15 protein-coding genes are annotated in these 21,383 nt (G+C 38.7%); 5 read left to right on the top strand and 10 right to left on the bottom strand.

The annotated features are described in order from the left end of the window. Positions 1–662 precede the first annotated feature (662 nt). Positions 663–1,259 (bottom strand): transposase, encoded by a 597-nt coding sequence (locus tag FHG08_RS14095; protein ID WP_256729711.1) that lies wholly within the window; start codon positions 1,257–1,259, stop codon positions 663–665. 29 nt (positions 1,260–1,288) lie between these two features. Next, positions 1,289–1,516, bottom strand: coding sequence for a hypothetical protein (locus tag FHG08_RS19090; RefSeq protein ID WP_249363147.1), 228 nt, complete (start codon positions 1,514–1,516; stop codon positions 1,289–1,291). Between the two features lie 434 nt (positions 1,517–1,950). Between FHG08_RS19090 and FHG08_RS14090 the strand changes: the two genes are divergently transcribed. Then, on the top strand, positions 1,951–4,707 hold the full coding sequence (locus FHG08_RS14090) for a response regulator (RefSeq protein ID WP_178956326.1): 2,757 nt from the start codon (positions 1,951–1,953) through the stop codon (positions 4,705–4,707). A 162-nt stretch (positions 4,708–4,869) separates the two neighbouring features. Here the strand turns inward: FHG08_RS14090 and FHG08_RS14085 are convergent, their stop codons facing one another. Next, positions 4,870–6,294: a sugar porter family MFS transporter gene (locus tag FHG08_RS14085; protein WP_178956325.1), complete on the bottom strand. Its 1,425-nt coding sequence runs from the start codon at positions 6,292–6,294 to the stop codon at positions 4,870–4,872. 190 nt (positions 6,295–6,484) lie between these two features. Here FHG08_RS14085 and FHG08_RS14080 point away from each other — a divergent pair, with 190 nt between their 5' ends. After that, the gene (locus FHG08_RS14080; protein WP_178956324.1) at positions 6,485–8,650 is read left to right on the top strand and encodes an exonuclease domain-containing protein; all 2,166 of its coding nucleotides are present in this window, start codon (positions 6,485–6,487) and stop codon (positions 8,648–8,650) included. A 13-nt stretch (positions 8,651–8,663) separates the two neighbouring features. On the opposite strand, the gene FHG08_RS14075 is transcribed toward FHG08_RS14080, so the two are convergent. Genes FHG08_RS14075 through dinG form a run of 6 tightly spaced genes read right to left on the bottom strand, consistent with a single transcriptional unit; the run spans position 8,664 to position 13,483 of the window. After that, positions 8,664–8,819: a YbaM family protein gene (locus FHG08_RS14075; RefSeq protein ID WP_138605011.1), complete on the bottom strand. Its 156-nt coding sequence runs from the start codon at positions 8,817–8,819 to the stop codon at positions 8,664–8,666. Then, positions 8,812–9,084 carry a late competence development ComFB family protein gene (locus tag FHG08_RS14070; protein WP_138605010.1) on the bottom strand — a complete coding sequence of 91 codons (273 nt, stop codon included), beginning with the start codon at positions 9,082–9,084 and terminating at the stop codon, positions 8,812–8,814. The genes FHG08_RS14075 and FHG08_RS14070 overlap by 8 nt, the downstream gene beginning before the upstream one ends. Positions 9,085–9,134: 50 nt before the next feature. Beyond that, the gene (locus FHG08_RS14065) at positions 9,135–10,022 is read right to left on the bottom strand and encodes a histone deacetylase (RefSeq protein WP_178956323.1); all 888 of its coding nucleotides are present in this window, start codon (positions 10,020–10,022) and stop codon (positions 9,135–9,137) included. Next, on the bottom strand, positions 10,022–10,630 hold the full coding sequence (locus FHG08_RS14060; RefSeq protein WP_054202432.1) for a primosomal replication protein: 609 nt from the start codon (positions 10,628–10,630) through the stop codon (positions 10,022–10,024). The genes FHG08_RS14065 and FHG08_RS14060 overlap by 1 nt, the downstream gene beginning before the upstream one ends. 1 nt (position 10,631) lies before the next feature. Beyond that, positions 10,632–11,408, bottom strand: a complete 777-nt coding sequence (locus FHG08_RS14055; protein WP_138764511.1) for a TSUP family transporter — start codon at positions 11,406–11,408, stop codon at positions 10,632–10,634. Next, on the bottom strand, positions 11,408–13,483 hold the full coding sequence (gene dinG, locus FHG08_RS14050) for an ATP-dependent DNA helicase DinG (RefSeq protein WP_054202434.1): 2,076 nt from the start codon (positions 13,481–13,483) through the stop codon (positions 11,408–11,410). Before dinG ends, FHG08_RS14055 begins: the two co-directional genes overlap by 1 nt. Before the next feature lie 60 nt (positions 13,484–13,543). Here dinG and FHG08_RS14045 point away from each other — a divergent pair, with 60 nt between their 5' ends. From FHG08_RS14045 to FHG08_RS14035, 3 genes are all read left to right on the top strand, one after another. Further along, entirely contained in the window at positions 13,544–15,892 is a 2,349-nt protein-coding gene (locus FHG08_RS14045; protein WP_178956322.1) for a DNA polymerase II, read from the top strand. A 401-nt stretch (positions 15,893–16,293) separates the two neighbouring features. Next, complete coding sequence (locus FHG08_RS14040) at positions 16,294–19,119, top strand: TonB-dependent receptor domain-containing protein (protein WP_178956321.1); 2,826 nt, start codon at positions 16,294–16,296, stop codon at positions 19,117–19,119. A 100-nt stretch (positions 19,120–19,219) separates the two neighbouring features. Further along, positions 19,220–20,971, top strand: a complete 1,752-nt coding sequence (locus tag FHG08_RS14035) for a DEAD/DEAH box helicase (protein ID WP_178956320.1) — start codon at positions 19,220–19,222, stop codon at positions 20,969–20,971. A 36-nt stretch (positions 20,972–21,007) separates the two neighbouring features. On the opposite strand, the gene FHG08_RS14030 is transcribed toward FHG08_RS14035, so the two are convergent. Further along, positions 21,008–21,340, bottom strand: a complete 333-nt coding sequence (locus FHG08_RS14030) for a ribonuclease E inhibitor RraB (protein WP_010388233.1) — start codon at positions 21,338–21,340, stop codon at positions 21,008–21,010. Between the last annotated feature and the right edge of the window lie 43 nt (positions 21,341–21,383).

The raw sequence follows: 21,383 nt of genomic DNA, 5'->3' as shown, positions 1-21,383 counted from the left end.
CCCAAACTAACCAAGGTATACCACCAATAAAAAAGAAAGGAATAGCTAAAAACAATTGTTGGAGCACCCACGTTTTTTAGATGAGTTGATAAAACTTTTTTAAAGATACTGATTTTTTTCTATCTTAAATTCAGGTGAAGAATTTAGTTCAAGGTCACAATTTAGTTGCCACCAATCATCCTTTAATATTTTTGAAGTGAATGGGGTCACCCATTAGAAAGTTCCGGTCAAGCAGGCAGCTGTGTTTCCTTGATCTTTTATTCAAAAACTAAGTGTTTTTTATTGTTTAAACTCAATTTAAATATGACTACGCACCTAGTAATAACGTCGATTGGTGTGAATATGCACTATGGCTTAGGTAAAAAACGCGATATGAATTTAGGCAGTTTAATTAAGCATTATTGATGATTAATTAATGCCCTTGGCTTTCGCCTCAGTCATCGTTTAGTACCAATGTCAGTCCAGTTTCTGGCTGTGTTTACACACTGCGCTGTAACAATTCTGTGGTTTATGCTTGAACATAACCAGCCCTTGGTGGCTCAAACATTGGGCATATCCAGTATTTAAAATATGAGCGGTTAACGTGCAGGCTCAATCAAATCTAGTGGTTTTACCAACCCCATTACTAGCTCAACACATTAACCTAATTTGTTTTTTCGTCGCTAGGAAAAAGCCTTGTGTTCATCAAATGGAACATTATCTTTAAGCCTGTGATAACAGGCTCTTGCGAGCTTATGCGCAACCGTTTTAATTGCGATAACTTGGTTCGTTTTAGCCAGTTTTCGTTGATAATATTTTTTGATTGTCGGGTTGTACCGAATGGCAAAATTAGCGGCCTCAGTAAAAGCCCACGCTAAATAACGATTACCATTCTTCTGATTCGTAGCGCCTTTTTTCTTTCCATTACTGTACCTTGCTCCTTTAACACAGCGACAATACGATGAGAAATTCCCTGGGCTATTAAAACGTTTAATAGTGCCTGTCTCTAACATAATGGTCAGTGCTAAGGTATTCCCAATTCCATCAATACTGGCTAGGTTCATAAACTCAGGGGAGAGTGATGTTTGTTTTAAAATAGCGCCTTCTATCACATTAATTTGCTGTTGGGCACAGCGTATTAATGAGAGGTTAGAAATGACTGACAGTGCTGTATTCATTGAGCTAAAGTCTGCATGTACCTGCTCAGTATCAACGCCTTTTCTGATAGCGGCCATTTGTTTTATTTTGTTGCTACTGAGCTTATATCCAAGATGTCGCATGTAACAACTTTGTACTGATTAATAAGTTTTTAGTGGACTTTAAACTCTGTATCCATTAAAGCGTCGACTAACCAGTACCAATTAAATGTTGATTCGACAACAAGCTCTTTTAAGTTGTCTTTATAAGGACTTAGAAAAGATAAAATGACAGACATGTCATTATTTAAACGCTTAACGGTAAGTGTTTCACCTTGTTCATTAATGATAGCAACAACAAAATTTTTTGAATACAAGTCAATGCCACCATATAGTTTCATACCAAGCTCCTCGAAATACAGTTTATGTTTTGGTCAACACAACTGTATCGAAAAACTCGAGAAGCTTTCTATATGATTATCAAATCTTGATTTTGGACATTAAAGATTTTCAAGGTCTGCTCAAGGCACAGAGCAGTCAACTAAACTGGGCTGTATTATTAAGTGGTTAGCTACATAAAGCCTGTATTTAGTAACTTTATGCCATTATAAGCTTCAATCTTATGCCAACTTACACTTCAAACAACATTGGGTGTATTAAAATTCCATTTATCTATTTTCTAATATTTTATTTTGTTATTCGTGCGCTAATTCTAGCTTTTACGCACTTAGCTAATTCTTTGTCTTTATAGACAATAGCTAATGGGTAAGTAATAATTAAAACTCGTGATTATACTTTACGCCGCAGGTGTTCAATAAAGCTATTAAGGGTCAATATGACATCTCAGAGGAATAAATGGGCGCTGGCAATATTACTCGGGCTTATTGGAGGTTGCGTTAATCTTTTACCTCTGTATTTTTTTGATAGCTCTGAATTTTTATTTGGTCAGACGTTTGTAATACTTAGCCTAGTGTTTGCAGGGCTTCGTTATTCTCTCCTTAGCTTAGCGATTGTAACTGGTTTTTTATTTTATCGCTGGGGACATAGCTGGAACAGTGTTGTTTATGTGCTTGAGCTGTTTTGGCTTTATGCCTTTTGTTTAAAGCGTTCTAAGCCAATACTTCCCTTAGGCGCTGTATTTTGGTTTTTAGTAGGTTTACCACTGGTGTGGTTTTTGGGTCACTTTGTTATAGGCCTGCCTTGGCTCACACTTGTTGTGGCTGCCTCAAAGTACTTAATAAATGCCATGATTGCATTGGCCCTGGTCGACTTGGTCAGTCTGTTTGTTCCTCATGCCAGTCGAGTCTATCAAGGACAACCTCTTGCACGTATTTTAAGTTATATTGTTAGCGTTATCATTATTTTAGTGGTGTTGATCACCAGTGTTTCTTTGGTTAATCAGCATTATTCGCGTTTAGAATACGAAGTGAATACGCAACTCGAAGAGCAGTCTCAATCAATTAGCACTCAGCTCAATGATTATTTACAGTTTCATAAAAACGCGGTTGTAATGACCAGTAATACAATTAGCGTTGGTGGACAAATTCAGCCTCAGTTAGAGCAGTTGATGGCTTTATATCCAGGTTTTTTAACTAGCCTTTATGCCAGTCCAAAGGGCCTTGTTAAAAACAGCATGCCGAGCGAGCTACTAAGTGGACTAACTAAAGAGCAGCGTTATGTTAATGATCGCTCTTATTTTTCTCAAGCTCAGCAGTACCCTTTCGGTTATAGCAGTGGTGTATTTCGAGGAAGGGGATTAGGGAATCAACCGATCGTAGCACTTTCCGCTCCTATTTATAGAGATGATGAATTTTATGGTGTTATTGAGGGCTCGCTCCAACTAGACCGACTAGAGCGATTTATTCCGGACTTATTTGAATATAAAGGGCAGTTAGTAATTTTAGATGCCAACAAAAAAGTAGTATTTAGTTCACTAAATCAGTTTACTGCACTGAGTGACTTTAACCTGCAAGCTTTTAAAGCTCAGCGTCAACCTAACAGCCAACTATTTCGCTCTGCTGATAATGAAATGTATCACACCAGTCAGTTTATTGATGACAAAAATGGTTGGCAGGTCATTTCTTTTTATAATCGAAAGTACATAACCATAGTGGTCGTGGGTACATGGTTGCCAACCATGCTACTAGGCTTAATTTCGATGGTATTGGTTGTGTTGTTTATTTATAAATTTACTCACTTACTTACCAAGCCAATTAGAGAGCTGACTAATTTAATTCAAGACTTTAGCAAAACAAAAAAGCAGGTATTCAATACGGAATCTAGTTGGTATGAAGTACTACAATTGCAGTATCAATTTGACATGTTGGGCAGTGCGTTACAGCATTCAATTGGCAATTTAGAAGCATCTAATATAGAAAATGAAGAACTCAATAAGCAGCTTAGCCAATTTAATCAGCAATTAGAAAGTAAAGTCGCAGAGCAAACAACTGAATTAACACAAACGGTTAAACTCGCCAATGAAGCAAATATTGCTAAGTCACAATTTTTAGCAAACATGAGTCATGAACTTAGAACACCTATGAATGGCATATTAGGTATGGGAGAGGTTTTGCTTCGAGATCAGTCCTTGAGTACCGAACAAAAGGAATTGTTAATCACACAGCAAAAAAGTGCCAAAAACTTGCTTAATATTCTTAACGATATTTTAGATTTTTCTAAAATTGAAGCAAATGCCATGGAGCTAAATATTAGGCCCACGCAGCTAACTCCATTTATCGAAAATATACGCTCTTTATTTTCCTCGATTGTTGCTGCCAAAGAGGTAGAATTTACGGTTATTCAAACTAATAATTTGCCACAGTGTATTAGTATTGATGAATTACGCTTAAATCAGGTGATCATAAATTTACTCTCTAATGCGTATAAATTTACGCAGCAAGGCTTTGTAAATTTATCGTTTGATTATCACGATAATAAGCTTCAAGTTAGCGTTGAAGATAGTGGTATTGGTATTGCGAAGGCACAGCAATCACTGTTATTTAGCGAATTTACTCAAGCTGATGTGGGCGTTGCGCGTAAATATGGAGGAACAGGGCTCGGGTTGGCTATTTCTCAAAAGCTAATAAAAATGATGGACGGTGAAATTCAGTTACATAGCGAAGAGGGTAAAGGTAGTACGTTTACATTTAGCATTAGTGCACCAAAATCAGCAGAAGCCCCATCAACATTACCTAAAAAAACAGCTATGCAACCAAACCTGTTGGGTAAGCACATACTGTTAGTTGAAGATAATGCGATTAACCGACATGTTATTTCAAAAATGTTGGAGCCGACTGAAGCGGTGATAGTTATGGCCGAGGATGGTGTTAAGGCTCTTGATGTATTAAAAGATCAATCGTTTGATTTGATTTTAATGGATTGCCAAATGCCTAATATGGATGGCTATGAATGCACACGTACGATTAGAGTTATGGAAGTTAAAACAGGTTTGCGAGTGCCTATAGTAGCGATTACGGCTAATGCCTATGAAGAAGATAAACAGCGATGTTTAATAGCAGGTATGGATGACTTTATTGCCAAACCAATTAATAGTGATGATTTATACACTGTGATTGGTAACATTCTCAGCTGATAATAGTTCAACAGGCAAAAGCTTACACCGTGCCAGAGAGTATCCGCTTGCCAAATGGTTAAATGTATCTAATTAGTTTTATGAGCAGAAAAATAAGATAATAGAATGGGGGGATTAGCCTGAGTAAACTAATGGAAAGTCGGCGCTACTCAGGCTATATAATTACATTGACTCTAATTTCATGCCGCGTGTTTCTTTGATGTATTTAACCACAAAAAATACACTAATAAATGCCGAAAGAGTGTAAAAGCCATAAGCACCTGCTAAACCAATACTGCCGAGCATAATCGGGAAGGTCATAGTAATAGCAAAGTTAGCTATCCATTGTGCGCTAGCTGCAACAGCAAGGGCTGCTCCGCGAATACGGTTATTGAACATTTCACCAAGTAGTACCCATACAATAGGGCCCCAGCTTAAGCCAAAAAATACCACAAATAAATTAGCCATTATTAATGCAAAGGTACCCATATTTTCGCTAAGTGCTAACTTGCCCGCTTCATCAAGGCCTGCACTTCCAAAGGTGTAGGTAAGTGCACTTAAACTAATAAACATACCTATGCTACCTACCAATAATAGTGGCTTACGGCCTACTTTATCGACTAAGGCAATAGCTATAAAGGTAGATAAAATATTGGTGGTGCCTGCAAGTACATTAATAAACAGTGATTGTGATTCATCAAAACCAGCGGCTTGCCATAGCTCTGAGCCGTAATAAAATACCACGTTAATACCAACAAATTGTTGGAAAACTGATAAAGCCACACCCACCCAAACAATAGGATGTACTTTTTTACTGCCATCAATAAATAAGTCGCGAATACTTGGTTTTTTATCACTTTGCAGAGACTGTTTCACGTCATTGATTTGCGTATCAGCATCGTCATTTGAGATTTTATTAAATACAGTTTTAGCGTGTTTAAGTTTACCTTGTGCGACTAGGTAACGCGGTGACTCAGGAATAAAAAGTACGCCAATTAAAAATAAGCCTGCAGGAACAAGTTCAGCCCAAAACATCCAGCGCCATGCGGCTAAATCTAACATTAAAATACCTTCGGCACCGCCAGCGGCGTTAGCAATTAGGTAATTACTTAAAAAGGCTGCAAATAAACCAAGTACGATAGCGAGTTGTTGTAATGTCGCTAAACGACCACGTAAACTTGCTGGTGCTACTTCTGCAATATAAGCAGGTGCTAAAACAGAGGCTGCACCTATGCCTAATCCGCCAAATAAGCGGTAAAAAATAAACTCAGCAGAACTATCGGCAACCCCAGAGCCAAAAGCGCTGACTGCAAATATAATGGCAGTGACAATCATAATAGCGCGACGGCCAAATTTGTCAGCTAATGGGCCAGCAGCTAAAGCCCCCAGCGCACAACCTAATAATACAGATGCAACATTAAAACCAGTTGCAACACTGCTTGAGTTAAATGTATTACCTAATGCCGATACGGTGCCGTTTATAACGCCCGAATCGAAACCAAATAAAAAGCCACCAATAGCGGCAACGGCCGATATAAAAATAACATATAAAAGCGAGCACTTAGTCTGTGCGCTATGCTCACCTTTAGTTGCATGCTGTGTCGTCATGTTGTTCAATCCTAATTTTTATTATGTGTAATGTAGTTAAAGTAGCACTAAATTTGCTGGCAACCTTAGCACAGAGTGATCACGCTAAAAAAGATATTTCAATAGTAATACGTATGCATAAAAATTTTATTGGGTTGATAAAAATAACGAGATACTAGATACTGTTTTTATATACAGTATGGGCGGTTTTATGAAAAAAGAGTTACCAGCGAAATATTATTTGGCACATTTTAGAGAGCTATTAACGTTTGTGAGCGAGAAATGCATGCATTTACTCGAGCAAAAGCATATTTCATTTATTAGTAAAATAAACACGCTCGACGAACAGAGCCAGTGTATGTTGGCGCGCATTTATTCTCGTAAGCCTTATTTAGTTCAAACCCAATCATTAAACTACGAAGAAATTAGCTTGCCATACCAAGCACTTTTTAAATTAAAAGCGGCAAAGTTAATTGCTGAACCTTCTCATAAAGATTATAGGCAACTACTAAGTCACCTAACAAAACCGGCCTTAACAGAGCTGCTAGAAAAGCAAGAACAACCGCCATTATTTAAAAAAAGCGCTGCTAAAAGTAACTTAGTTGAAATAGTTAGTTCATTCTTTGAATCTAAGCCAGAGTGTCTTGCACACTTATATAATCAGTACGTGATAAATAATAGAGAAGAGTATTACGAGTATTTTGAATTTTTATATATCGGCAGGCTCAGTGCAGGCGATATTAATCATCAAAATCGATTTGTACTGCGAGATTTAGGCGTAACACCTGTTAGGCAAGAGCATAGTGAAAGCTTGTCGCGCTTTGATTCAATAGAGGAAGCGCAGTCTAACTATGCATTAAACCGTTTGCGGCTAACGCTTAAAAATACAAAAGATGACAATGAAAGAGAGGTACTAGCAAAGAAGCTAATAAATGAAGTAGCGTTAGGGGATCTTGCACAAGAGTTAAAAAACAAGTTACTGGTTATACTTTATAAGCAACTAAAAACAACTAACCCAACACTTGCGTTTGATGTACTTAATGCTTGCGAAGACGATGCACAAGCCCTCGAGATTCAAATAAGGGAGCAATATCGACAAGGCAATAAGCAATGGGTAAAAACGCAGCTTGAGCAAATTATAGAAAACCCGCTTACTGATGAGTTACTGTATTTTGCAGATGACTTTTTAATGCGTAAATTTAACAAGCAAACCCGTTCGCGGCTCAGTGAAATGTTAGCCAGTACACGCTGCATTATAGAAGTTGATGAACTCTACCGCGGCGATGTTGAGTTAGGTGTAAGCGATCACTACACTCGTCAAGGCAAACAGGTTTTTTATACTGAAAATACTTTGTGGCAAAGCCTATTTTCGCTGGTTTTTTGGCAAGAGCTATTTATTGAAACCCCGACGTCGCTTTGTAATGAATTTGATATTTTCCCACAAGCGTTAAAAACAGACTCCTTTTACTTAAATCAATCCTCACAAATAGAAGCGCGGCTGGCTGCGTGTAATAGTACCCCCAAATTGCTGCGTTTAGTGTGTAACCATGCCGCGAAGTATTATGAGCAACCAAATGGCTTATTTAGGTGGCACCCAGATGTTTTAAAGCCAGTAGAGATGCTTATATTAAATAGCCCAATAACGGCTTTACTTCAGCATTTAAAAAATATGGCAAAGAACTACCGACAGCTAAAAGATGGTTATCCCGATTTAATGATTGTTGATAATAACGCCGTTCATTTTGAAGAGGTTAAAGCGCCTGGCGATAAGCTCAAAAGAAACCAGTTAGTGAGTATCGATAATTTAAAAAACTGTGGCTTTATCGTAAATATTGCAGCGGTAAACTGGTATGTAGATCCTAAGCGGATTTATAGTGTGGTAGATATTGAAACAACAGGGGGCCTAAAAGGGGGGAACCGAATTACCGAAATTGGTGTTGTTAAAATACAGCAAGGCAACATTATTGATACATGGACTACGCTGATAAACCCAGAGCGGCCTATCCCTCGTTTTATTACTAAACTAACCGGTATCAACGACGCCATGGTAAGTGATGCGCCTATATTTAGCGACATTGCTTCGACTTTATTAGATAAGCTTTCGGGTAGTATTTTTGTCGCTCACAATGTTAATTTTGATTATGGCTTTATTAAAAAAGAGCTTGATGGGCTGGGAATCAACTTTAAAATGCCAAAACTATGTACCGTTGTTGAATCACGTAAAGCATTTAAGGGATTAAAGTCGTACTCACTGGGGAATTTATCTGCACACTTTAATTTAGATTTAACTAACCATCACCGTGCATTAGATGATGCTAAAGCGGCCGCGCAGTTATTGTTACTGGTACAACAATCTACAAATAGGGTTTGCGTTTAGGAAGTAAAAAGCGCTAAGTGCGCTTTGTTACTTTATTTTCAAAGTCACTTTTTACGATATCGAGCGCTTTTAATACTTCTTCTGGCTCTACATCGTGTTGCTCTAAAATCATAATTAAATCAACAGCCAGTTTCACGTGTGTAGGAGCTTCTTCTAGTGGGTTACTCATGGAGCGCTTTCTTTTTAGCTATTTGATCAATCGCAAAATTAATGGCAACTTCTACGCGTTGCTGCATATCTAAACGATCTGTTTGAGTTAAATAAAACGCCATATCTACATCGTAACGAATATAGCGGGGTGGTAATTGATTGAGAACGGTGCAGCAAAAGTCAGCCATTACATCGTCGTTGTAACGTTCATTAAGTTTACGTTTTTCTATTTCTTCTAAAACGAGTTTTTCGTAAAAATTGTGTATGTCGTCATCTAATCGCATATTCCTGTCACTCTTTTTTATTGTCTGTAATGAGTCTATACCAAGGATTGTTATAAATCGAGAGTCGCTTTAAATAGTTGCTTATGGACACTAACTAAATTGTTGATGTTACGTTGATAACCGCCACCTAAAGCGCACGTCAGTGGTATGTTTCGCTGCTTACAAAAGTTAAGAACAGCAAAGTCGCGTTTATACACACCAGCTAAGGAAACATCAAATAAGCCGAGTTCGTCTTTGGTATAAATATCGGCGCCCGCATTATATAAAATAATATCGGGCTGGTGCAGACGAACACATAACTCAAGAGCTTGCTCTAGTGTTGTTAAATACTCTGCATCTGTGGTGTTTGCAGGTAAGCCAAAGTCATAGTTTGAGAGCTGTTTTTGCCGAGGAAAGTTTTGTTCACAGTGAATTGAGCAACTAATTATCTGCTCGTGCTGTTGGGTTATTTGCGCGGTACCGTCACCTTGGTGTACGTCACAATCAAATATTAATACAGTGTCGGCTTGCTCTGTTGAAATAAGATGCGCTGCCGCAATGGCTAAATCATTAAAAATACAAAAGCCACTGCCGTAATTGCTGTAAGCATGGTGATAGCCGCCACTTAAATTAACCGCTAAACCACTTTCAAGTGCTGTTTCAGCGGCTTGAATACTGGCACCAACAGAGTAAAGAGTTCGCTCAACAAGTTTATAAGAGTGAGGAAATCCCATTTTCTTCACCGCTTTGTCAGTTAACGACCCGTTTAAAAAGTCAGCAATATAATCTGAGCTATGGCATAAGCTTAACTGCGCTTTAGTTGCTGGCGAAGGCGATATAAACCGCGTATAGCCTAAACGTTCAACTTCATGCTTGAGCTGTTGATACTTTTTAATTGGAAATCGATGGCGCTCAGGGAGCGTTAAAGCAGAGTAGAGAGGGTGATAAAAAAGCTGCATTAGCGTAGCTGTTGTTTTTCTACTTGTTGAATTTTGTCTTCGGTGGCAGAAATTGCTTTTCTACAACGGCCGAGTCGTGCATGAGTAGTTAAAATTTCTTGGTTAAGCTTTTGTGCTTGCGCAGGCGATGCTTTTTCCATTTGCAGTTTACGCTCTTCAATCATCAGTACTAGGCGACGTTCAAATTCATGGTTTTGTTTAAGTTCATCATATAATTCGTGGGATGATTGCATGATTTTTTGCACCGCTTGTTTATAAACAGGCTGTTTAGCACGAGGCTTATAATGACTTTTATTTTCTTTCACCCAAATAGGGGTCGATTTAATAACATTAAATACCGCTTGTACCTGACTGGCAATACGCTCAAGTGCATAGGTGTATGCATGACGGTGTTCGCTCGGTGGTAAGCTGGCTATTTCATCTTCTATTTCTACTACGTAGTCGGCTAAGTTCATACTTTTGGTGCTAAACACGGCTCTGTCAAATAGGCTCGGCTGTGCCTGCATATACCGGTTTTTAGAAAAGAGCTTTGCTTTGTCAAATTGCTCTGCTTGTTGCTTAAGCGTGGCAACTTGTTGGCGTAGTTTGTCTAAAGCAGCAGATTGCATATTAAAAGTATGCCTCGTAAATTAGTTTTAATGCTAAAAGTATAACCATAGTATTAAATACTGGACGAATAAATTTACTGCCAAAACGAATCGCTGAATGTGCGCCAAACCATGCACCAAGCATGATAAAGAAGCCCATTGTAATTCCCAGTAAGAAGTTAACATGGCCAAGTGCAACAAAGGTGATCAGCGAGATAAAGTTAGAAACAAAATTCATTGAACGCGCCAAACCACAATTAAGTAGCAAACTCATTTTATAAAGCATACCGTTTGAGGCAGTCCAAAAAGTTCCCGTTCCAGGCCCAGCTAAACCATCAAAAAAACCTAGGCTTAATCCTTGTAGCCACTGTTTTACTTTTATTGTGCGGGTTAATTTAGGCAGATCATCACTTTGTGTGGTACTTAAATTACCAAACAAGCTGTAGCAAGCCACTAAAATAATAATAATGGGTAAGAGCTTATTTAAAAACTCGATACTTAAATGATCAACAATAAGTGTGCCTAACAAAGCACCTATGGCGGTAGCCATAATAGAAGCAAACCAAAATCGTGGACTAAATAACTGTTTTTTATAATAGGTGATACTGGCCGTTAACGAGCCAAAACTGGCGGCCAATTTATTAGTGCCAAGCGTCAAATGAGGAGGTAATCCCGCCGTTAACAGTGCCGGTACAGTGAGTAAACCACCACCGCCAGCAATAGCATCAATAAAGCCCGCTAAAAGTGCAACGCCACATAAAATAGCCCAAGTTGTTGGGTCGAGTGCAAGTTCAAACATCAGTAATCTATTTGTCTTTTAAAAGGTGGTAAGGTGTCGAGCATGGCTTTGCCATATCGTTTGGTGATTAAGCGTCTATCTAAAATAGTTATTGTGCCAATATCACTTTCTTTGCGCAGCAGTCTACCACAGCTTTGTACCAATTTCTTTGCTGCGTCTGGCACGGTTATCGATAAAAACGGATTACCGCCTTTACTTTGCACAAACTCCGCTTGTGCTTCTTCGATAGGCGAGGTGGGCACCGCAAATGGAATTTTTGTAATAATCAGGTTTTCTAAATATTTACCAGGTAAATCAAGTCCTTCAGAAAGGCTTTGGGTGCCAAATAAAATACTGCCTTTGCCTTCATCAATATTTTTAGTGTGTAATTTGAGTAAAGCTTCTCGTGACATTTCACCTTGTACTAATAAGTTAAATCCTTTTGTTCTAAGAAACTTACTTACATGGTCCATTTGCCAGTAAGAGGCAAATAACACTAAGTTAGCTTTTTTAGTGTTTAGGTATTCGGGTAATGTTTTAGCAATATGATCGCTGAATTCTTTATCTGTTGGCTCTATGCTTGACGTCGGAATACGCAGAGTGGCTTGTTTTGGGTAGTCAAACGGGGAGGGGACTTTAATAAACTTTACCCCTTCTTCTTTAGCAAGGCCACTTTCATAGGCAAAATGATCAAATGAGCCTAGTGCGCTCAAGGTAGCAGAACATAGCACGGCTCCAGCACATTCGCTCCACAGCTTGTCTTTTAAATAGTAACCGACCTCAATGGGGCAGTCGCTAAGCAAGTGATCATGATGGCTTTTATATTCAAGTCGTTTTATCCAACGCGCATGCGGCGTGCCTTCACCTTTAGTGGCGTAACTAAACCATAATTTATTAAGTTGTTCTAACCGGTTTATGTATTGCCCACTTTCAGCCAGAATGGGGTCGGCAACATAAGGTTTAATATCACCGTCGCTTACATCTTGTGTGAGGGTATCGTGCATTTTATTCAAACAGCGTAAAGCATCAAGCGTAGCCTCACTAATGTCTTTTGCCTTAGCGTGTAACGATTTAGGAATTTCACCATGTTCAAAGCGATAGGTATCGTCTTTTGAATATTCAAAATCGGCGTTGTCGAGAATATCGCGGACTACTTTTAAATCTTTGTTAGCATCGTTAACGCTATCGCATAACTTAAAGTTTTGCCCAATACCTTTTTGCCCCACTAACACTTTGGCCATTTTGCCACTAAATTTAGTGAGTTTGTCGAGCCAATCTATCGTGCCTTTTATGGTAGCTGCAGCAGATGAAAAGTCGCGGGTAATATGCGCAAGGTGATGCGCTTCATCGATTACATAAATGGTATTGTCGGGTTCGGGTAAAATTTTTCCGCCCCCTAAATCTAAATCGGCTAACAGTAACGAATGGTTTATAACTAATACATCCATTTGCATTAACTGCTGGCGGGCGAGTTGAAAAGGACATGTTTGGTGTGCTTTCATCTGGCGTTGGCAAGCATGCTTATCGCAAGCAATTAGTCCCCATACCCTATCAGGAATGGTATCAGCCCAGCTGTCTCTATCGCCTTGCCATTTTTTGTTTACATAGGCATCGTAAAGTTGCTTTAAGCACTTAGTTTCCATATCACTTAGTGGTGATGTAAGGGTAGGCATAAACTCCATTTGAGTTTGGCTATCGCTGTTCAGCGCATTATGAAGTTTGTGAGCGCAAATATAACGTTGGCGGCCTTTTACTAAATCAAATTTAAAATCGAGCCCTGAGTGCTTTTTAAAAAACGGCAGTTCTTTAGCGATTAATTGCTCTTGCAAAGCAACAGTAGCCGTAGAAATAACCAGTTTCTTTTTTTGTGCTAATGCCAATGGTAGAGCGCCTAGACAGTAAGCTAATGACTTACCGGTGCCGGTGCCTGCTTCAATAACACAAATACGTTGTTTTTTATGGTATTCACCGGCTAATGTTTTGGCGATTTCAGCAACTAAATAGTTTTGACTACTGCGAGGGCGGTAATCGGTTAGGTTATTTGCAACATGCTGGTGTACTTGTCTAATTGTTTTTTTAAGTGAGCTCGATAGCATGTGATGATTAACCTAAAATATGTATATAATTACAGTGTATATATTAAGTGGGATCGAACATTGACACAAGCAATCTATCAGGGCTTTATTTTATCAAGGCAACAATACGGGGCTAAAAATGCACAAGGTATTACTTTGTGTTACTGGCTAAGCTCTGATCAGGGCCCGATAAAAGTGACGATTGAAAACCAGCAAGCGGTATTCTTCATCCCATTAGCACAGCAGCAGGCAGCGAATACCTTGTTGACTAAGGCGAGTGTTAACGTCCAGTTTAATAATGTTGAGCTTTGTCACTTTAGTGGTAGCGAGTGTGTTGCCTGTTACTTTAACGATATAAAAAGCCTATACACTGCAAGAGCTCTTTTAGAGCAAGTAATGCCAATTTACGAAGCCGATGTGCGCCACAGTGATCGCTTTTTAATGGAGCGCTTTATTAAAGGAGGTGTATGGGTAACCGGTAACGCCAAAGCTCAAAACGGCTTTATTGAAATTAGTGATGCAAAGCTAAAAGCAAACACCGAGTATACGCCAACGCTTAAGTCTGTTTCTTTGGATATAGAATGCAATGGCGACGGGGTGTTATTTAGTGTTGCACTGGTGGGAAATGGTTTAGATTGTGTATTGATGATAGGTGAGCAACAGCTGCAGAGCGACTCGACATTTGAAATAGACTGGTGCTATGACGAAATTAACCTACTCACCAAGCTGCAGCAGTACATTATAAATAATGATCCCGATGTTATTGTTGGTTGGAATGTTATTGATTTTGATTTTAGTTTATTGCAAGAACGCGCTGAGGCGTTAGGGCTTACTCTAAACTTTGGTCGAGATAATCAACCTTTATATATTAATAAGGGTCATTACACCCGATTAACGCTCCCAGGGCGGTGCGTCATTGATGGCATTGATACCTTGAAGAATGCCACTTATAGATTTGACAGCTTTTCGTTAGCTAATGTTGCAGAGCGGGTGCTTAACGAATCTAAATTAATAAAAACTGACAACCGATTAACAGAAATTGTTCGTCAATTTAATGAAGACAAGCTAGCTCTTGCTGCCTACAACCGTCAAGACTGTATTTTGGTTAATCAAATTTTCGAAAAATTAAAGTTATTTGAATTTGCCATAGTTAGAACTCAAATCACTGGGCTCGAACTTGAACGCATGGGTGGATCAGTTGCCGCATTTACAAACTTATACTTACCGTTATTACACCGCAGTGGTTATATTGCCCCCAATTTAGGCGATCATGGGCTCTCATTTGAGAGCCCAGGTGGCTATGTGATGGAGTCGACACCAGGGCTGTATAAAAACGTTTTGGTATTGGATTTCAAAAGCTTATATCCTTCAATTATGCGTACGTTTTGTATTGACCCGCTAGGTTTAATCGTAGGGCTAAATGAGCCAGAACAAGCAGTTGAAGGATTTAATCAGGCATTATTTTCAAGAACGCAGCACCACCTGCCTAAATTAATTGAGCACCTGACACAAACTCGCCAACAAGCCAAAGACACTAATCAACCCATGCTCTCGCAAGCGATTAAAATTATTATGAATAGTTTATATGGTGTACTCGGCTCAAAAGGCTGTCGGTTTTACGACCCGCGCTTATCGAGTTCTATCACTTTACGTGGCCATGAAATAATGCAAACAACCCGTAAATGGATAGAAGTGCAAGGCTTTGAGGTGATATATGGTGATACCGACTCTACGTTTGTAAAACTTAGTGAAGATAAAAGCCCTGAGCAATGTAACGAAATTGGCTGCCAACTTGTTCGACATATCAACGAAAAGTGGCAAGTAGAATTAAAGCAGCGTTATGACTTAAAAAGCTATTTGGAAATTGAATTTGAAACCCATTACAGTCCGTTTTTTATGCCAACTATACGAGGTAAAAAAACAGGTTCTAAAAAACGTTATGTGGGGCAAGTAACTAAAAATAATGAGAAAAAACTTGTATTTAAAGGTATGGAAACAGTACGTAGCGATTGGACTGAGTTTGCACAAGAGTTTCAAACACAGTTATTCGAGACATTATTTACCGACAACTTCGAAATACAGCAACTGCACGATATTATAAATAGCTACACTCAAAAGCTTTATAATGGTGAGTTTGACCGTAAATTAGTATATAGAAAGCGTTTAGGGCAGCACCTTAACGATTATATTAAAAATATCCCACCTCACGTTCAAGCAGTTAAAAAACACAAAGCGAGCCATCCTGAGTTTGAAATAAAACGCGGGCAAGTAATCGAATATGTTTACGCAATAACTGGCGCCGAACTTTATACTGGTAAAAATATCCTTAATTACCCCCTATACATTCAAAGACAGCTTGAACCCGTAGCGCAAATGATATTAAGCGCTTTAAACACATCAACTGAATCTACTCAAGCTACATTATTTTAACTTAGCTATGAGAAAAATAGGTGCTTTGTAGGTTTTTTCGATTATAAGTTCCTATTTCGCATAAAAATTGTAAATTTTAAAGTTAACATTTGTGATCATGATTACAGAATTGTTTTAAATCACTACAAAATAAAAATCTAACATAAATTAATAATTGCCATTTAAATCAATTATTTATCTTTTTGTTTTTAGGTTGTTTCTAAATCAAATCCAAAAAAAAGCTTAAAAAGCGAACCAAATAAACTTAAAAATGATAACGAGACGTCACTTAAAGTGTTTTTAAGGTTAATTTAATGTTGACCGTGTTGTGGTCAAAGTATTATCATCTAGGGCATGATCACAATTTAATTAACAAAAGTGGTCAAAAATAAAAAAACAAATAGTATTCTAGGGAGAATCAAATGTTAAATAACAAAGTTTCAAAAGCAGTTCGTTTAGCGATCGCTTTTGGTGCAGCTTCTACTGCTGCTTTCTCAGCAAGCACAATTGCTGCAGAAGAAGGCGCTGAAAAAGTTGAACGTATTCAGGTTACAGGTTCACGTATCAAGCGTACTGATATAGAAACTACGGTTCCAATTACTACAATTGGTCGTTCAGATATAGTAGCAATGGGTGCTATCAATGTTTCTGATATCTTAAATCAGTCTCCAGTAACAATTGCTGGTGCAGACCAATCTAATTCATCATTTAGCACTTCTGGTGTTGGTCTAAATACAACATCGCTTCGTAACCTTGGTGAGTCAAGAACACTTGTATTAGTTAATGGTCGTCGATTTGTATCTGGCCGTTCGCCTTCTAGTGGTTACGCAGTAGATTTAAACTCTATTCCAGCATCTATGATTGAGCGCATTGATATCCTTAAAAGCGCATCTTCAGCGGTTTATGGTACTGATGCTGTTGCTGGTGTAGTTAATATTATTACCCGTAACAATGTTGAAGGTGTTGAAGTTAATGCACAAACTGGTATTTCATCTGAGGGTGACCGCGAAAAGTATTCATTAAGCTTAACCGCTGGTAACAGCTGGAGCACAGGTAATGTAACAGCATCTTTTGGTTACGATGATGATAAAGGCCTAAAGCCTGCAGACCGTGCTTTTTCAGAGTTTGACGAAGCGATATTACTTGATGAAAATGGTAATGAGTACGTAGACAAAGTATTCTCATCTTACCCTCCTCAAGGACGTATTGGTAGTTTTAATGGTGATGGTACACCTTATCAAGGACTTGCAGGTGGTGAAGCCTTTAACCGTGCAGCTTTTCGCCAGCTTGTAACACCATTAGAAAGAAAATATGCAGCTCTAAATATCAAGCAAGATATTAATGATGAGGTTCAATTTTTTGCTGAAATGAACTGGAACTCTTCAAAAACTTATGGTTCAACAATTGAACCAACTCCATTCGCTACTAATGATGTGTTTATTCCAGAACGAGGTGGTGTAGGCGGGATCAAGCTAAGTAACCCAATGATTCCTGATTTGTTACGTCAAAACTTAATGGCTGCTAACCCTGATTTAACTATGGATGATAATATCCCTAATCTGGTTCGCCGTATGGTTGAGTTTGGTCCTCGTTCTACAGATTTAGAGCGTGATACAATCCGTATCGCAACTGGCTTTGACTGGTTTATAAATGATGACTGGTCTTTGAATACTTATGTTTCTTGGGGTAAAACAGACCAACGTCAAGACAGCGGTGGTCAAGTTAATATCGAGAGAGCAGCCAAAGCATTTGACGTTGTAGAGAATGCAGATGGCACACTACAATGTGCTGACGACCTTGCTATTTTACAGGGCTGTGTACCGCTTAATTTGTTCGGCGCTGGTACAGTATCTCAAGAAGCAGTTGATTATATTAAAGTGCCTGCAAAAATCGCTGGTCAAACTGAACAATTTATTGTTTCAGCATCACTTGTTGGTCAATTACCAATCGAGCTTCCTGGTGGTTTTGTAGGAGTTGCATTTGGTGCAGAGCACCGTTTTGAAAGTGGTTTCTTTAACCCTGGTGATTTAGCTCAAACGGGTGCTTCTAGTACTAATAAGTCGTTACCAACAGATGGTAGTTACTACTCAAATGATTACTACGCTGAAACAATTCTACCAATACTTGACAACCTTGAAGTTGACTTAGCTGCTCGCTATTCAGACCATGAAATTGTTGGCGGTCAGACAACATGGAATGCTGGTATTCAGTACTCTCCATTAGATACGCTTAAATTCCGTGCTTCTGCTGCAACAGCAATCCGCACACCTAATATTGCAGATTTATTCGGTGGTCGAAGTGAGACTTTTGCTGGTGTAACAGATCCGTGTAGCGGCGTTACTGCTTCTGACACAGGTAATGCAGCTCAAAACTGTTTGTCAATTCCTGAAGTTGCCGCGCGTGTAGCAGCTGATGGAAAATTTGAGCTTACACAGATCGAAGCTCAAAGCGCTGGTGGTTTTATTGGCGGTAACGAGAATGTTAAAGAAGAAACTGCTGACACATACAGTGTAGGTGTTGTTTGGCAGATGACAGAAGAGCTTTCTTTAACTGTTGATTATTATGATATTTCAGTAGAAGATGCAATATCAAGTACTAGTCGTACTACTGTACTTAATCGTTGTTTTGATGTTAGTTCAGCTAACTTTGACCCATCTTGTGGTGGTAACGCATTACGTGATGCGAACGGTGCATTAGTAGAAGTTAATTCAGGTACTGGTAACGAAAATAACATCGAAACTTCAGGCGTAGATATTGAATTAGCATACAAATTAGATACAGAGTATGGTGCTTTTGGAGCTAACTTAATTTGGAACCACTTAAGCAAATACGATACTACAGGTATTGAAAGTGGCGAAACAGTTGAATACGCTGGTGAGGTACTTACACCAGATAACAGAGCTAACCTAAACCTAACTTATGGCATGGAAGATTTAAATGTTTCTTGGCGTATGCGCTACTGGGATCGCTCAGTAGATAGTGTTGAAGGTGCTAACTTTAACTACACTGATTTTACACCGTTAGAGAAGTATAATAACTTCCCATCTGTTGTTTATCATGATGTATCAGCAGGTTATAACTTTACTGATAACACAAGTGTTACATTAACTGTTCGTAACTTATTCGATAAGCAACCACCAGTTGCGAACCAAAGTTCATCAAATGGCGGCACTGGTATTAATACAGTATCAGAAGCTTATGATGTAACAGGTCGTTATTTACAGTTGAACTTTACTACTAAGTTCTAATTTAAGTACAACATATTAAAAAGCCACGGTATACCGTGGCTTTTTTTTTAGTTTTTCCCAAATTTTTTGCTAATATCCATTTTTTGATCATCCTAGACTTATGACCTACACCCTCAGACCCTACCAGAGCGAAGCGGTTGAACGTACCGTTTTACATTTTAGAAAAACTAACGAACCTGCTGTTATTGTATTGCCTACGGGGGCGGGTAAAAGTTTAGTGATAGCTGAGCTTGCGCGTATTGCTAAACAAAAAATATTGGTATTGGCGCACGTAAAAGAATTAGTGGAGCAAAATGCTCAAAAATATAAAAGCTTTGGCTTGCAAGCGAGTATATTTTCCGCAGGACTCAAAGAGAAGTCGTTAACTCACCAAGTTACCTTTGCCAGTGTGCAGTCGTTATCGCGCAATCTAAATAAACTTAATGAGCACTACTCATTACTTATTATTGATGAGTGTCACAGAGTAAATGGCGAAAAGAAAAGCCAATACGGAAAAGTTATTAATGCACTTAAATCTCACAACTCTGAATTAAAAGTATTAGGTTTAACCGCGACGCCTTACCGACTAGGGCTAGGCTGGATTTATCAGCATCATTACCATGGCTTTGTGCGTGGTAATAAGGAAAGCCCATTCAAACGCTGTATTTTTGAATTACCTTTGCGTTATATGATCAAGCATAACTACTTAACTCCCCCTAAAGAGGTTGATGCTGCAATTAGCCATTATGATTTTTCATCTTTAACTAGCAATGCATTTGGGCAGTATAGTAATGAGGATATGAATGCGCTGTTAAAAAAATCGACCCGTGCAACTCAAACAATTCTGCAGCAGGTTATTCAATATAGTGAGAACCGCCATGGCGTGATGATATTTGCTGCTACGGTTATGCATGCACAAGAGATAATGACTTATTTACCCGAGGATGAAAGTGCGCTGATCACCGGAGATACTCCCAATAGCGAACGCGATAAAATAATTAAACAATTCAAAGCTAAAAAAGTAAAGTATTTAGTGAATATATCGGTTCTTACTACCGGCTTTGATGCACCCCATGTAGATTTTATTGCTATTTTACGGCCCACAGAGTCAGTAAGTTTATACCAGCAAATTGTCGGTAGAGGTTTAAGGTTGGCTGAGGGTAAAGATGATTGTTTAGTAATTGACTATGCGGGCAATGGCTTTGATTTATTTTACCCAGAGGTTGGTGATAAAAAAGGCGATAGCGATAATGAACCCGTGCAAGTGCTGTGTCCTGGGTGTGGCTTTGCCAATATATTTTGGGGTAAAACAGAGGCTGATGGCAAAGTAATCGAGCACTTTGGTAGGCGTTGCCAAGGCTTATTAGAAGACGATAATGGGGTAAGCGAGCAATGCGATTATCGTTTTCGTTTTAAAGAGTGTGAGCAGTGCGGCGCACAAAATGATATTGCTGCTCGAAAATGCCATGATTGTGGTGCTGTGATGGCCGATCCTGATGATAAGCTTCGTAATGCGTTAAATCTTAAAGATGCATTAGTCCTTCGTTGTAGTGGCTTGAGTGTGACTAAACTTAAAGAGCAATTGTTAAAAGTTACTTATTTTGATGAAGACGGAGCCAGTTGTGATGAAGTTTTTGATTTAGCAAACAAAGGATCACAGTATTACTTTAATAAGCAATTTGGTAAGCGTGTAGGGCAGGGACAGTCACCAATTGAATTTATCAGTGCAGAGCAAGTTATAAAAGCCCAGTTTGATTTAATACCACCGGATTTTGTGATTGCTCGAAAAAGTAAAAAGTATGGCTGGAAAGTGGCAGATAAACTTTTTGATTATAAAGGCAGCTTTAGAAAAGCAAACCAGCTAAGCCGATAGGCTAAGCTGGATATCTCATTCATCATGAAATTAGGGTTATACTTCTTCTGCGTCTAATCCCCAACCATCGCCATAACCATTTAAGCTATTAGCGATACTTTCAATATATTGTTCTGCTTGGCCTAAAAGTGCATGCTCTGGAACCATTTGTACATGGGCTATTACCTCCCAAACACCGGTATCTTTACATTTCTCAACATCAGCAGTTTGCACTAATGCATCGTTTACAATCTCAGTTGCAAATTTTTCGGCATCAGCCTGTTGTTCAAATAAAATGTAAAAATCAATTTGTTGCATTTTACTTAAATCTACACCGGCGGCGGAAATTTCAGCAAGAAGCTGGCCATTATCATCATCAGGAAATTGCATTTAAAACTCATAAAATTAGTGTTTACTCATTAGCGCTATTGTA

The organism is Pseudoalteromonas sp. Scap03 (assembly GCF_013393115.1).
GTDB lineage: Bacteria > Pseudomonadota > Gammaproteobacteria > Enterobacterales > Alteromonadaceae > Pseudoalteromonas.
Note: the sequence above shows the minus strand (reverse complement) of the source record. Positions and strands in the feature narration are given on the sequence as shown.

Bases quoted from the DNA above. Each gene is read 5' to 3' on its own strand.
- FHG08_RS14095 (WP_256729711.1), bottom strand. From the start codon at position 1,259: ATGCGACATCTTGGATATAAGCTCAGTAGCAACAAAATAAAACAAATG.
- FHG08_RS19090 (WP_249363147.1), bottom strand. From the start codon at position 1,516: ATGAAACTATATGGTGGCATTGACTTGTATTCAAAAAATTTTGTTGTT.
- FHG08_RS14090 (WP_178956326.1), top strand. From the start codon at position 1,951: ATGACATCTCAGAGGAATAAATGGGCGCTGGCAATATTACTCGGGCTT.
- FHG08_RS14085 (WP_178956325.1), bottom strand. From the start codon at position 6,294: ATGACGACACAGCATGCAACTAAAGGTGAGCATAGCGCACAGACTAAG.
- FHG08_RS14080 (WP_178956324.1), top strand. From the start codon at position 6,485: ATGAAAAAAGAGTTACCAGCGAAATATTATTTGGCACATTTTAGAGAG.
- FHG08_RS14075 (WP_138605011.1), bottom strand. From the start codon at position 8,819: ATGAGTAACCCACTAGAAGAAGCTCCTACACACGTGAAACTGGCTGTT.
- FHG08_RS14070 (WP_138605010.1), bottom strand. From the start codon at position 9,084: ATGCGATTAGATGACGACATACACAATTTTTACGAAAAACTCGTTTTA.
- FHG08_RS14065 (WP_178956323.1), bottom strand. From the start codon at position 10,022: ATGCAGCTTTTTTATCACCCTCTCTACTCTGCTTTAACGCTCCCTGAG.
- FHG08_RS14060 (WP_054202432.1), bottom strand. From the start codon at position 10,630: ATGCAATCTGCTGCTTTAGACAAACTACGCCAACAAGTTGCCACGCTT.
- FHG08_RS14055 (WP_138764511.1), bottom strand. From the start codon at position 11,408: ATGTTTGAACTTGCACTCGACCCAACAACTTGGGCTATTTTATGTGGC.
- dinG (WP_054202434.1), bottom strand. From the start codon at position 13,483: ATGCTATCGAGCTCACTTAAAAAAACAATTAGACAAGTACACCAGCAT.
- FHG08_RS14040 (WP_178956321.1), top strand. From the start codon at position 16,294: ATGTTAAATAACAAAGTTTCAAAAGCAGTTCGTTTAGCGATCGCTTTT.
- FHG08_RS14035 (WP_178956320.1), top strand. From the start codon at position 19,220: ATGACCTACACCCTCAGACCCTACCAGAGCGAAGCGGTTGAACGTACC.
- FHG08_RS14030 (WP_010388233.1), bottom strand. From the start codon at position 21,340: ATGCAATTTCCTGATGATGATAATGGCCAGCTTCTTGCTGAAATTTCC.